Here is a 13,597-nt window from a genome sequence, read left to right on the forward strand (position 1 = left end):
GCGGGACACGGTGCTGTCCGGCGCCGCCGGGCGCGCGGGGACCCCGGGCGCGGCGGGGTCCCGGGGCGGGCGTCAGCGGTAGAGCTCGGCCAGACAGGCGTCGGCCAGGGCGTCCAGGCTGGAGACCATCTGCTCCGCCGGAAGGCCGGCGGCCGCGTGGGCCAGCGGGAGTTCGGTGCAGGCGGCCAGCACCGGCGCGTCGATCTTCTCGCGGAGGTTCCGCACGGCCTCGGCGTAGACGGCGCCGGCCGCGGCCGAGCGGCCCGCCTTGATGAGGACGCTGGCCTCGTGGACCAGTTCCTGCACGTCACCGCCCGGGACGAACAGCGGGTGGCCGAGTTCCTCGGCGCGGCGCTGGTAGAGGCCGCTCAGGACGGTTCCGGTGGTGGCCGCCAGCCAGCTGCCCTCGGGGCTGGTCCGCATCGCCGCCAGCAGCGTGGCGTCGATGATGTGGACGACCGGTACCGGAAGTTCGGCGCGGAAGCGGTCGATGAAGGCGTGGGCGGTGTTGCAGGGCACGGCGAGGAGTCCGGCGCCCCATCCGGCCAGGGTGTGCAGGCCCTCGCGGAGCGGGACCAAAGGCGCTTCGTCACCCGCGACGAGCGAGGCCGTCCGGTCGGGTATGCCCGGATCGGACAGGAGAATGACGCGGGGATGTTCCTGGTCCGTGGTCGCCGGGGCTTTCGCGGCGAAGACGCGAAGGAATTCAGCTGTTGCGGAAGGGCCCATTCCACCCAGAACTCCGAGAGTTCTGACAGGTGTGCGGAGATTCATGAGGATTTCTCTCGGAGATTCTTCACCAGCGAACTCATGGCGGGATCGTACTACACACCATGCCATTGGATTCCTGTGTTCGGAAGCCCAATTGGGCCCTCCGCTTCATCCGGTCGGCCACCCTTGCGGACATGATCACCGGTGTGTTTGGATGGCGGCCCCGCCGAATGAAGGCTAATTCGGGGACGCTCCGGCAAGGAAAGTGAGGTTGCGGTCAATGGCGGAATTTCAGCTGACCCACGCCCAGCAGGGCATGTGGTTCCTGGAGCGGTTCTCGGGCACCTCCTTCGTCGACCCGATGACCTTCCGCCTGGTCGGCGACCTCGACGCGGACGCCCTGCGGTGGAGCCTCCGGGAGCTCGTCGGCCGCCACGAGGCCCTGCGCACCCGCTTCCCGGTCACCGGCGGCCGCCCCGCGCAGGAGGTCGTCCCCGCGGACCGGGCGGGACTGGCCGTGCCGCTCACCGATCTCTCCGAACTCCCGCCCGCAGAAAGGGAGTCGGAGCTCGAGCGACTGCTGCGGGAGGACCAGGACGCCCGCTTCGACCTGGCCCGCGGCCCGGTGGTCAGAGCCGCGCTCCACCGGCTCGGCCCCCGCGAACACGTCGTCCGCATCACCACGCACCACATCGTCTCGGACGCGGTCTCCTGGTGGTCGGTCCTCTTCCGCGAGCTGGAGCGCCTCTACGCGGCCCGCCTGGCCGGCCGTCCCTCCCCGCTGGAACCCGTCACCACCCAGTACGCGGCGTTCGTCCGCTGGCAGCGGGAATGGCTGGAAAGCCCCGCCGCCACCCGCGAACTCGCCTACTGGCGGCGCGAACTGGAGGGCGTCACCCCGCTCCCCGAACTCGCCCTGGCCCGCCCCCGCGAAGACCGGCCCGCACGCCGCGGACCCGTCGCCACCCGCTGGCTGACCTTCCCCCAGCCGCTCTACGACGGCCTCCGCGAGTTCGCCGCGCGCGAACGCGCCACCCCGTACATGGTCCTGCTCACGGCGTTCACCAGCCTGCTGCACCGCCACACCGGCGCCCACGACATCCTCGTCGGCACCCGCGCCGGCTTCCGCGGCCGGCCCGAGTTCGAGCACACCGTCGGCTTCCTCGTGAACCTGCTCCCGCTGCGCACCCGCGTCCCCGAGAACGCCGACTTCCGGAGCCTGCTCCAGGCCGTACGCCGCAGCACCCTCGGCGCCTACGTCCACCGCACCGTGCCGTTCGAACGGCTCGTCGCCGACCTGGGCCTCCAGCGCCGCGGCAGCCGCCCCGTGGTGAACGTCTGCGTCTCCTTCCAGTCCACCCCCGAGGTGCCCCCGGCCCTCGACGGGCTGGAAGCCACCCTCATCAACCACGACCCGTTCAGCGCCTTCGACCTCGACCTCGGCTTCTACGAGGACGACGGGTCGCTGCGGGCCCTGCTGACCCACGACCCCGCCCAGTACGACGACGAAGCCGCGCAGAGCCTGCTCGACGACCTCCAGCAGGTCCTCACGAGCGCCCTGCACCCGATCGCCACGAAGGTGTGACCCCGATGCCCGACGGCCAGAGCCACCAGCTCGCACCGCTCTCCCTCACCCAGGAACAGCTGTGGTTCCTGACCCGACTCGACCCCGGGAGTGCCTTCTACAACACCACCGCGACCTGGACCCTGACCGGCCCGCTCGACACCGGCGCGCTGCACACCGCCCTCGCGCGCACCATGGACCGCCAGCACATGCTGCGCACCGCCGTCACCGAGGTCGACGGCGTCCCCTCCCAGGTCCTCGTCGACGACGTGCCCGTACCCCTGGCCGTCTCCGACCTCACCGGCCTGCCGGAGCCCGAGCGCGCGGCCGCCGCCGACCGCCTCGTCAGCGAGGAGGTACACGTACCCTTCGACCTGGCCGCCGCACCGCTCTTCCGGGTCCGGCTCATCCGTACGGGCCCCGACGAGCACGTCATGGTCTTCGTGATGCACCACATCATCGCCGACGGCTGGTCCCTCCAGGTCCTGATCCAGGAGGTCGCCGACCTCTACGCCGCCGCCGTCACCGGCACCGAAGTGGAACACGCACCGCTGGAGCGGCAGTTCGCCGACTACGCGGTACGCCAGCGCGAGCGGCTGGCCGGACCCCGCCGCGACAAGCTGGTGTCCTACTGGGGCGAACGGCTCGCCGGATCCCCCACCGCCCTGGACCTGCCCACCGACCGGCCCCGGCCCGCCGAGGCCACCTTCCGCGGCGACCGGTACGCCTTCACGGTCCCGCAGGACCTGCACCTGGAGCTGACCGCGCTGGGCCGCGCCGCCGGCGCCAGCCTCTTCATGACCTGCCTCGCCGGGTTCGGCGTCCTGCTCTCCCGCTGGTCGGGCCAGAGCGACGTCCTCCTCGGCACCCCCGTCGGCAACCGCGACAGGCCCGAATGGTCGCCGGTGGTCGGCTACTTCGCCGACACCCTTGTCATGCGCACCGAGCTCGCCGACGACCCCACCTTCGCGGAGCTGCTCACCCGGGTGCGCCGGTCCTCGCTCGACGCCTTCGTCCACCGCGACCTGCCGTTCCGGGTCCTGGTGGAAGAACTCAAGCCCGAGCGGGTCCCGCACCGCAACCCCCTGTTCCAGGTGATGTTCATCCTCCAGAACATCCCGCCGCGCCGCCGGAACGTCGAGTTCGCCGGACTCGTCATGGCCCTGCGCGAGGACGTCCGCACCACCTCGATCTTCGACCTGCGCCTGGACCTCTTCCAGTCCGAGCACGAGCTGCGCGGACAACTGGAGTACAACACCGACCTGTTCGACCGTTCCACGGCCGAGCGGCTCGCCGGGCAGTACCTCGCCCTGCTCGCCGACGCATGCGCCGAACCGGGCACCCGGGTCTCCGCCCTCTCCCTCGGGGCACCGCCCGCCGACCCCTTCGGCTCCGGATTCAACGACGACCTCGAGGAGGCGTAGCAGCGTGGAATGGGCCACGAAGATAGCCGCTCTGTCCGCCCGCGAGCGCCGGGGCCTGGAGGACCTGATGGCCTCCGGCGCCCAGGGACTGAACCTGTTCCCGCTCTCCTTCACCCAGGAATGGGTGTGGTGGAACGCCCGCCTCAAGCCCGGCACCTCCCTGTACAACGCGCCCATGGCGCTGCGCATCGAGGGCGCGCTCGACACCGCGGTCCTCGAGCGGAGCTTCCAGGAGCTCGTCGACCGCCACGAGGTGCTGCGCACCAGCTTCCACCACCTCGCCCGTACGGTCGTCCAGGCCGTCGAGCCGGTGCCGCCGCACTTCGAGCTGCCCGTCGAGGACCTCACCGGGCTCGACCGGGACGAGCGCGACCGGGCCGTCGAGCGGCTCGCCGTCGAGGAGCGCTCACGCACCTTCGACGTCACCCGCGGCCACCTGCTGCGCGGCCGGCTGCTCCGGCTCGCCGCCGACGAGCACGTCCTGCTGCTCACCACCCACCACCTGGTCACCGACGACTGGTCGATGCGGATCCTGCTCGGCGAGATCGTGACCCTGTACGGGGCCTTCAGCGAGGGCAAGCCGTCGCCGCTGGCGCCGCTGCCCATCCAGTACGCCGACTTCGCCGCCTGGCAGCGCGACTACCTCGACGACGCCCGGATGGAAGCCGAGTTCGACTACTGGGCCGAGCGGCTGGCCGGTGCCCCGGTACCACTGGACATGCCCACCGACCGCCCCCGCCCGGCCGGCCGCAGCTTCGGCGCGCTCGTGCACTGGTTCGACCTGCCGCACGAGCTGTCCGAGCGGGTCCGGGTGGTGTCCCGCACCGTGGGCGTCACCCCCTTCATGACCCTGATGGCCGCCTTCCAGCTGTGGCTGCACCGCTCCTGCGGCCACGACACCTTCGCCACCAGCACGCTGACCGCCTACCGCGACCGGGCCGAAGTCGCCAACGTCATCGGTGACTTCGGCAACCTGGTCGCCGTACCGGCCGACCTGCGCGGCGACGGCCTCACCTTCCGCGAGCTGATCGTCCGGGTCCGGGACGCGGTGCTGGAGACCCAGGAGCACGCCGACGTACCCGCCCACCGCCTGTCGCTGCGGCTGGCCAAGCGGCGCGAGGACACCCACAACCCGATCTCGCAGGCCATGTTCTTCTCCGTGCACGCCCAGCACAGCATGGCGACCCTGGAGCTGGCGGGCCTGCGCTTCGAGCAGATCCAGGCCGCCGCCGAGCGCCCCTCGACCCCGTTCGACGTCGAGCTGCGCCACTTCGAGCAGGTCGACGGCATGCGCATGCAACTGCTCTGCAACGCCGACCTCTTCGACGAGGACACCGTGCCGCGCCTCGCGGCCCAGTTCACCGCCCTCCTGGGCGCCGCGCTCGACGGCCCCGACACCCCGGTGGCCGCGCTGCCCGTCGCCGTACGGCCGCGGACCGTACACCCCGACGTCGACGCGGGGGCGGCACCGACCGCCGAGCCCGTGCGGGCGGTGCACGCGCTGGCCGCCGCCGAACCCGGCCGCCCCGCCGTGGTGACCGGGAACCGGACCGTGAGCTACGGCGAACTGTGGGCCCTGGTGGAGGCCGACCCCACCCCGGGGGCCCTCGTGGCGGCCGTCGACGCGCTGGCCGGCACCGGAGGCGGTACCGGCACCGGTACCGGTACCGCCTCCGGTGCCGGTGCCGGTGTCGGCACCGCCCCCGACGGCGGGCAGGCCCCCGCCCCCGTCCCCGCCTGCCCCGACGGCTTGCTCGGGCAGTGGTCCGCGGCCCTTGACCTCACCGCCGCGGACCGCTTCCTGCGGACCGCGCCCGCCGGCGCCCCCACCGCGGCACTGGAGACCCTGCTGCCGCTGGCCGCGGGCGCCGTCCTGTGCCTGGCCCCGCACGAGGGCGCGGGCCTGCCCGATCCGGCGGGCTCCGGAGCCACCGCCGCGGCCCTGCCGGGCCCCCTGCTCGCCGCGCTCGCCGCGCGGCCGGGCGCCCCCCTCACCGGGCTGCGGGTCGCCGTCGCCACCGGCGGCGACCCCGTCCGGCTGCCCGGCGCCGAACACCTGCGCCTCGTACGGGCCCTCGGCGCCCCCGGCCTGCCGCCGCTGCCCTTCGCGGACCTCGGCGCGGGCCCGCGCGGGCCCCTCGTCCCCGACCCGGGGACCGGCTCGGCCCTGCTGGACCCGGCGGGCCGAGAGGTCCTCGACGGCTCCGAGGGCGAGCTGTACGTCGCCGCCGGACCCGGCGCCGACCCGCTCGCGACCGGCCTGGCCGCCCGGCGGCTGCCCGGCGACCGGCTCGAACTCCTGGGCCCCGGCGGGGAGTACACCGAGCGCGACGGCTACCGCGTCCGCCTCGCCGACGTCGAATGGGCGCTCACCGCCCACCCCGCGGTCCACGGCGCGGTCGTGACCACCGGTCCCGACGGTACGATCACCGCCTACGCGGGGACCACCGGGGCGGAGGGGGACGAGGGAGTGCTCCGCGCCCACCTGCGCCGCACCCTCCCCGGCTTCACCACCCCCGACACCCTCGTGGTCGGCGAGCGGCTGCCCCTGACCCCCGACGGCCGCATAGACCGGGCCTCCGCCCGGCTCTCCGGAGGAGACACCGCACCATGAGTACGGCCAGCAGCAACCACGACCGGGACTGGATGGTGCTCAAGGGCGTCCGCCAGCACAACCTGGACATCGCCGAACTGCACCTGCCCCGGCACGGAGTGACCGTCCTGACCGGCGTCTCCGGCAGCGGCAAGTCCTCCCTCGCCTTCGACACCATCTACGCCGAGGGCTACCGCCAGTACCTCGAGAGCCTCTCCGCCTACGTGCGCCGCAAGCTCCCCAAGGTGCCCAAGCCGGCGGTCGACTGGATCAGCGGCCTCAGCCCCACCGTCGCCATCGAACAGAAGACCATCAGCCGCAACCCCCGCTCCAACGTCGGCACCATCACCGAGATCTCCGACCGCCTCCGGCTGCTCTTCGCCCGGGCCGGCCGCCACAACTGCCGCACCTGTGGTGGCGACATCCACCCCCGCGACGCCGCCGAGCACGTGGACTGGCTGCGCGAGCACGCCCGCGACGCCCGGCTGGAAGTGGGACAGCCGCCCGCGGGCGACCGCCCCGGCCGGTTCCTCGCCGCCGTCGGCCCGGACTCCGGCGCCGACGAGTTCTCCGCCGTACGGGAGCACATCGAGTCCGCCCTGCGCACCGATCGCCACCTCGTCGTACTGCGCGGCACCGAGACCGTCCGGCACATCGGGGAGGGCTTCGTCTGCGCCGAATGCGGCACCCGGGCCCGCGCCACGTCCTCCCAGTGGTTCACCCCCAACTCGCCGATCGGCATGTGCGAGGGCTGCGAGGGGCTCGGGTTCATCCTGCGCGTGGACCCCGCGCTGCTCGTCGGGGACGAGAACGAGTCGATCCGCTCCGGCGCCCTGACCTTCTTCGGCGACCGCCGAGGCAGCAAGAAGACCTGGTGGCCGGTACGCGAACTGCCCGACCTGGTCGCCCTCGGCGGCGGCAGCCTGGACACCCCCTGGAACGAACTCCCCCCGGGGCTGCGCGACGTGGTCCTGCACGGCAGCACCGAACGCGACCTGGCGCCGGAACTCGCCGAGCACCTGCGCGCCCGGCCCTTCGACGGGTTCACCGGGCACATCGAGCGCCTCTTCCGGGAGGCGGACTCCCCGGGGCGCAAGCAGTTCTACCAGGTGTTCATGTCGGCCATCACCTGTACGAGCTGCTCCGGCACCCGGCACCACGCCGAGGCCCTCGCCGTCACGCTCGCCGGCATCAACATCGCCGAGGTCAACGCCCTGCCGATCACCCGCCTCGGCACCTGGCTGGGGACCGTGCGCGGCGAACTGGAGCAGAGCTTCCTCTCCGAGATAGCGGCCGAACTCCTCGAGCAGATCTCCGCCCGCATCGAGTTCATGCTCGACGTGGGCCTGCACTACCTGTCCCTCGACCGCTCCGCCCCCACCCTCTCGGCGGGCGAGGGCCAGCGGCTGCGCCTGGCCCGCCAGCTCGGCAGCGGCCTCGTCGGAGTCACCTACGTACTGGACGAGCCGTCCATCGGTCTGCACGCCAAGGACAACGGCCGGCTCATCGCGATGCTGCGCCGTCTGGCCGCCTCGGGCAACGCCGTCCTCGTCGTCGAACACGACCGCGAGACGATGGAGGCGGCCGACCACCTCGTCGACCTCGGCCCCGGCGCCGGAACCCGCGGCGGCCGCGTCATCGCCAGCGGCCCCGCCGCCGACGTCATCGCCCACCCCGACTCCCGCACCGGCGCGTACCTGCGCGACGAGGCGCAGGTACGCTCTCCGCGCGCGACCCGGCGGACCCCCGGCGACCGCTGGCTGTCCGTGACCGGCGCCCGCCTGCACAACCTGCGCGACGCGGACGCCGCGTTCCCGGTCGGACTGCTGACCTGCGTCACCGGTGTCAGCGGCAGCGGCAAGAGCTCCCTGGTGACGCGCACCCTGCAACCCGCGCTCGACGAGGCGCTGCGCTTCCGGCGCGTCCCCGTCGGAGCCTTCCGCGAGCTCACCGGCTGGGAGCACTTCGAGCGGATCGTGACGGTGACCCAGGAGTCCATCGGCGCCTCCTCCCGCTCCACCCCGGCCACGTACATCGGCATCTTCGACGAGATCCGCAAGATGTTCGCGAAGACCGAGGAGGCCGTGCGCCGCCGCTACTCCACCTCCAAGTTCAGCTTCAACGCCGAACGCGGCGGCGGACGGTGCGACCGCTGCCTCGGCAAGGGCGTCATCCGCATCGAGATGCTCTTCCTGGCCGACGTCAGCGTCGAGTGCCCCTCCTGCCGCGGCCTGCGCTACTCCCCGGAGACCCTGGAGATCCACTGCCGGGGCCTGAACATCGCCGAGACCCTGAACCTGGAGGCCGCGCAGGCCCTGGAGGTCTTCCACGACGTTGCGTCCATCGCCGAACCCCTGCGGGTGCTCAGCGACGTCGGCCTGGGCTACCTCAAGCTCGGCCAGGACTCCATGACCCTCAGCGGCGGCGAGGCGCAGCGGCTCAAACTCAGCCGTGAGCTGTTGCGCGGCGGCCAGGGCCGCACCCTGTACCTCATCGACGAGCCCACCACCGGACTGCACTTCTCCGACGTGCAGCTGCTGCTCCAGGTCGTGCACGACCTCGTCGACCGCGGCAACACGGTGATCGTCATCGAGCACAGCATCGAGTTCGCGGCGGCCAGCGACTGGATCGTCGACCTCGGACCCGGCGGCGGCACCGACGGCGGGGCCGTCGTGGCCACCGGCCACCCGGAGTCCGTCGCCGCCGAAACCGCCAGCGCGCTGGCGCCGTTCCTGGCCACCCAGCTGTCCCGGCTCGCGGCAGCCGGCCCGGTGGACCCGCCGCCCGCCGGAGATGCCGCCGGGGAAGCCGCCCGGCAACGCGCCGCGGAACCGGCCCGGCAACCCGCCGGGGAACCGGCCCGGCGATCCGCCGGGGATGCCGCCCGCGGGCACGCCCAGTCCGAGATCGAGATTCCGGCCACCGGCCCGGGGGAGGAACAGTCATGAAGGCCCTGCAGTGGCACGGCGCGTACAAGGTCGAGGTCGCGGACGACATCCCCGCACCCACCGTGACCGCCCCCGGCGACGCCGTGGTCCGCGTGGTCCGCTCCGCCATCTGCGGCACCGACCTGCACCCCTACCGCGGCGAGATCGACTCCTTCACCCCCGGCACCGTGACCGGCCACGAGTTCACCGGCGTGGTCGAGGAGGTCGGTCCCGACGTGCGCCACCTGCGGCCCGGGGACCGGGTCGTGGCCTCCGACGTCATCGCCTGCGGCACCTGCTGGAACTGCCGCCGCGGCTGGCACTACCAGTGCGACCGCGTCGGCCTGTTCGGCTACGACACCGTGGTCGGGACCACCGCCGTGGCCGGCGGCCACGCCGAGTACGTACGCGTGCCCTTCGCCGACGTCGTGCTCTCCCCGATCCCGGAGGACGTCAGCGACGAGCGCGCCCTCCTCATCGGCGACGTCCTGTCCACCGGATACGCCTGCGCCACCGGCGGCGGGGTCAAGCCCGGCGACACCGTGGCCGTCGTCGGCTGCGGCCCCGTCGGACTGCTCGCCATGAAGGCCGCCGGCATCCTCGGCGCCGCCACCGTCCTGGCCGTCGACCCGCTCCCCGCCCGCCGCGCACTCGCCGAGGAACACGGGGCCGTCGGCCTGGCCCCCGGCCCGGACCTGGTGGAACGGGTCCGCGAGCTGACGGGCGGACGCGGGGCCGACGTCGTCCTGGAAGCCGTCGGCACCGACGCCTCGCTGCTCAGCGCCCTGGAGATCGTCCGTCCGCGCGGCACCGTCAGCGCGGCCGGCGCGCACGCCTCCACGGCGATGCCGATGCCCACCGGCCTGGCCTTCGGCAAGGAACTGACCCTCCGGTTCGTCGTGGGCGACCCGATCAGCGTGCGCGAGCCGCTGATGAACCTGGTGCGCACCGGGCGCCTGGACCCCACGTTCGTCATCTCCCACCGCATGCCGCTCGCCGAGGCCGCCGAGGGTTTCCGCCTCTTCGACGCCGGCCTGGCCTCGAAGGTGGTGCTGATCCCGTGACGACCCTGCACGCCCGGGTCGTCGAACAGGCCCGCCGCACCCCCGACGCCCCCGCGGTGCACTGCGGCGACCAGGTGATCGGCTACGCGGAACTCGACCGGCGCGCCGAAGAGCTCGTACCGCTCCTGCACGGCCTGGGCGTCGGCCCCGAGACCCCCGTCGGCATCCACCTGCGCCGCGGCCCCGAACTGCCGGTGGCGTTGCTCGCCGTCCTCAAGGCGGGCGGCTACTGCGTCCCCCTCGACCCCGGGTACCCCGCCGAGCGGCTGCGGCTCGTCCTGGAGGAGGTGGCCGCCCCGGTCGTCCTCACGGTACGGGCCCTGCGCGACGGGCTCCCGCGGCACGGGGCGACGGTGGTGTCCCTGGACGAACCCGCGGATCCCGCGCCGGCGCCCGCGCCCGCCCGGACGCCCGCGCCCGCCCGGCCGGCCGCCCGGCCCGGCGCAGCGGCCGCAGCCACCCACCCCCAGACCCTCGCCTGGGCCTCGTACACCTCCGGATCCACCGGCCGGCCCAAGGGCGTGATGCTCTCCCACGGCCCGCTGGCCTCCCTCGCCGAAGGCATCGCCGCCCGCCTGGAACTCACCCCCGAGGACCGGGTCCTGCAGTTCGCGTCCATCGGTTTCTCGGTCGCCGCCGAGGAGATCTTCTCCACCTGGTACGCCGGCGCCTGCCTGGTCCTGGACCCCGACGAGTCGCTCGCCGACGCCGCGAGCCTGCACGGCGTGATCGAGAAGCAGGGCGTCACCGTCCTCCAGCTCACCCCCGCCTACTGGTACGAGTGGCTGCGCGAACTCGACCGGGATCCCGACGGGGCACCCGTCGCCCCGGAGTCGCTGCGGCTGCTCGTGGTCGGCAGCGAGCAGGTCTCCGCCGACAAGGCGGGGGAGTGGCTCACCGGCGGGGTGCGCCTGGTACAGGAGTACGGCGCGACCGAGGGCACCGTCTCCCAACTCCTCTACGAGCCCTCGGCGCCCGCCGCCGAGGTACGCGCCTGGCCTCGGGTCCCGGTGGGCACCCCCCTGCCCGGAATCTCCGTGCGCGTCCTCGACGAGTCCCTGCGCGCCGTGCCGGACGGGGAGCCCGGCGAGCTGTACGTGGCCGGCGACTGCGTCTCCCGCGGCTACCTCGCCCGCCCCGGCCTCACCGCGGAGCGCTTCCTGCCGGATCCCGCGTCACCCGTCCCCGGCGGACGCATGTACCGGACCGGTGACCTCGCGGTGCGCCGTCCGGACGGCAACGTGGAGTTCCTGGGCAGGATCGACCACCAGCTCAAGGTGCACGGCATCCGGATCGAGCCCGGCGAGGTCGAGGCCGCCATCGGCAGCCACCCTGGAGTCGCCCGGAACGCCGTGCTGGCCCGGGAGTCGGCCACCGGGGCCGCCCAGCTCGTGGCGTGCGTGGTCTGGGAGGGTGCCCCCGACCCGGCCGGCCTGCGCGCGCACCTGCGCGCCCGGCTCGCCCCCGGACTGGTCCCCGCCCGGCTGGTCGCCGTACCCGAACTCCCGCTGAACCCGAACGGCAAGATCGACCGCAACGCCCTGCGCGAGCTCCCGCTCGACGTGCCCGCGCCCGCTTCGGCCGGCTCCGGCCGACGGCCCCGCAGCGCGGTCGAGGCGGCGCTCGCGGGCATCTGGTCCATGCTGCTGGACCTGCCCTCCGTCGGCGCCGAGGACGACTTCTTCCTGCTGGGCGGGGACTCGCTGACCGCGACCCGGCTCTCCGCGCACATCCGCGAGGCGCTGGGCGCGGACATCCGCCAGCACATGGTCTTCGAGACCCCGACGGTGGCCGGACTCGCCGCCCGTATCGAGACGGCGCGGCGCACCGCCGTACGCCCCGCTGCGCCGCCCCCGGCGGCCCTCGGGCCGAAGACGCCCGCGGGCCCGGCCGCGGACCCGGAGTCGGCCGTGGGCCCGAAGGCGCTCACCGTCCCCGACGCACACGCCGTCTCCGACGTACACGCCGTCCCCGACGCGCGGGCCGTTCCGGCCGTCGTCACGGCGCCCGCGACCCCCGCGCAGCGGCAGATGTGGATGGCGCACCGGATGGGCAAGTCCGGAGCCGCCTACAACGAGCCGCTCGTCCTGCGCATGACCGGCCCCCTGGACCCCGACCACGTGAAGGCGGCCGTACGCGGGCTCCTGCGGCGGCACGGCGTGCTGCGTACGACCCTGCGCCTCGCGGACGGCCTCCTGACCCAGTTCGTCGCCCCGCCCGCCTCCGCGGCCGCCCACCCCCTGCCCGTGACGGACCTCGAAGGAGCGTCCCCGGCACAACTCGGCACAACCATAAGCGAGTTGGCCTCGCTGCCGTTCGACCTCGCCCGCGGTCCGCTGATCCGTACGGCACTGCTACGGCTCGGTGCGGAGGACCACGTACTCGTCCTCGTCATGCACCACACCGTCTGCGACGGCTGGTCGCTGGACGTGCTGCACCGGGACGTGTCCCGCCTCTACCGGGAGGCGCTGACCGGCGAGCCGGCCGGCCTGCCCGAGCTGCCCGTCTCCTACGCCGAGCACGCGCGGCTCCGGCACGCGTCGCAAGGCGGTCCGCAGGAAGCGGCCCAGCTCGCCTACTGGGCACGCCGGCTCGCCGGAGCCCCCGCGGTGACACGGCTGCCCGTCTCGCCCGGCGCGGATCCGGCCCGGCCCGGCGGCGTGTCCCTGCCGTTCGCCGTCGACGCCGACACCTCCCGCCGCCTCCGCGCGCTGGCGGCCGCCGAGCGCACCACCCCGTACGTGGTGCTCCTGGCGGCCTTCAAAACCCTGGTGCACCGCACCACGGGGGCCGAGGACCTCGTCGTCGGCGGCCTGTCGTCCGGCCGTGACCTCCCCCAACTCGGCGAACTGATGGGCCTGTTCGTGAACACCCTGGCCCTGCGCACCGAGGTGCCCGCGGGCGGCACCTTCCGGGAGCTGGTGCGCCGGGTCCGCACCACGGTGCGGGAGGCCGTCGGTCACCAGGACGTACCGTTCGACCGCGTAGTACGCGAGGTGTGCTCCGAGCGCGGCCGGGAGCACAGCCCGGTCTTCCAGCTGATGTTCTCCTTCGGCGGCACCGCCGTCAGGGCCCCCGAACTAGAGGGCCTGACCGTGGAACCCCTCACCGTGGCGACCGGCGCGGCGAAGTTCGACGCGGCGGTGATGGTCGAGGAGGCTGCGGACGGAAGCCTGACGGGCACCTTCGAGTTCCGGCTGGCCCGGTACGAGGAGACGGACGCGACCCGCCTCACCGAGCGCTACAGCGAGCTCCTCCAGGACGTGTCCACCAACCCGGACCAATTCCTGACGCCACCCGGCCGATGACCAGCG

General features: G+C 73.7%; 7 protein-coding genes. 6 read left to right on the forward strand and 1 reads right to left on the reverse strand.

What is annotated here, in order from left to right; translation table 11 throughout:
* Positions 1-72: 72 nt before the first annotated feature.
* Entirely contained in the window at positions 73-729 is a 657-nt protein-coding gene (locus OTB16_RS13150) for an aspartate/glutamate racemase family protein (protein WP_384126824.1), read from the reverse strand.
* A 262-nt stretch (positions 730-991) separates the two neighbouring features.
* On the opposite strand from OTB16_RS13150, the gene OTB16_RS13155 reads away from it, so the two are divergent.
* Genes OTB16_RS13155 through OTB16_RS13180 form a run of 6 tightly spaced genes read left to right on the forward strand, consistent with a single transcriptional unit; the run spans position 992 to position 13,591 of the window.
* Positions 992-2,296: a condensation domain-containing protein gene (locus OTB16_RS13155; RefSeq protein ID WP_267720316.1), complete on the forward strand. Its 1,305-nt coding sequence runs from the start codon at positions 992-994 to the stop codon at positions 2,294-2,296.
* A gap of 5 nt (positions 2,297-2,301) precedes the next feature.
* Complete coding sequence (locus OTB16_RS13160; protein WP_267720317.1) at positions 2,302-3,699, forward strand: condensation domain-containing protein; 1,398 nt, start codon at positions 2,302-2,304, stop codon at positions 3,697-3,699.
* 4 nt (positions 3,700-3,703) lie between these two features.
* Positions 3,704-6,313 (forward strand): condensation domain-containing protein, encoded by a 2,610-nt coding sequence (locus OTB16_RS13165; protein ID WP_267720318.1) that lies wholly within the window; start codon positions 3,704-3,706, stop codon positions 6,311-6,313.
* A complete protein-coding gene (uvrA, locus tag OTB16_RS13170; protein ID WP_267720319.1) occupies positions 6,310-9,240 on the forward strand; it encodes an excinuclease ABC subunit UvrA in 2,931 nt (976 codons plus the stop codon). The genes OTB16_RS13165 and uvrA overlap by 4 nt, the downstream gene beginning before the upstream one ends.
* On the forward strand, positions 9,237-10,283 hold the full coding sequence (locus OTB16_RS13175; protein ID WP_267720320.1) for an alcohol dehydrogenase family protein: 1,047 nt from the start codon (positions 9,237-9,239) through the stop codon (positions 10,281-10,283). Before uvrA ends, OTB16_RS13175 begins: the two co-directional genes overlap by 4 nt.
* Positions 10,280-13,591, forward strand: coding sequence for an amino acid adenylation domain-containing protein (locus OTB16_RS13180; RefSeq protein ID WP_267720321.1), 3,312 nt, complete (start codon positions 10,280-10,282; stop codon positions 13,589-13,591). Before OTB16_RS13175 ends, OTB16_RS13180 begins: the two co-directional genes overlap by 4 nt.
* Positions 13,592-13,597: the final 6 nt, after the last annotated feature.

This window comes from Streptomyces antarcticus, from assembly GCF_026627255.1.
Taxonomy (GTDB): domain Bacteria; phylum Actinomycetota; class Actinomycetes; order Streptomycetales; family Streptomycetaceae; genus Streptomyces; species Streptomyces antarcticus.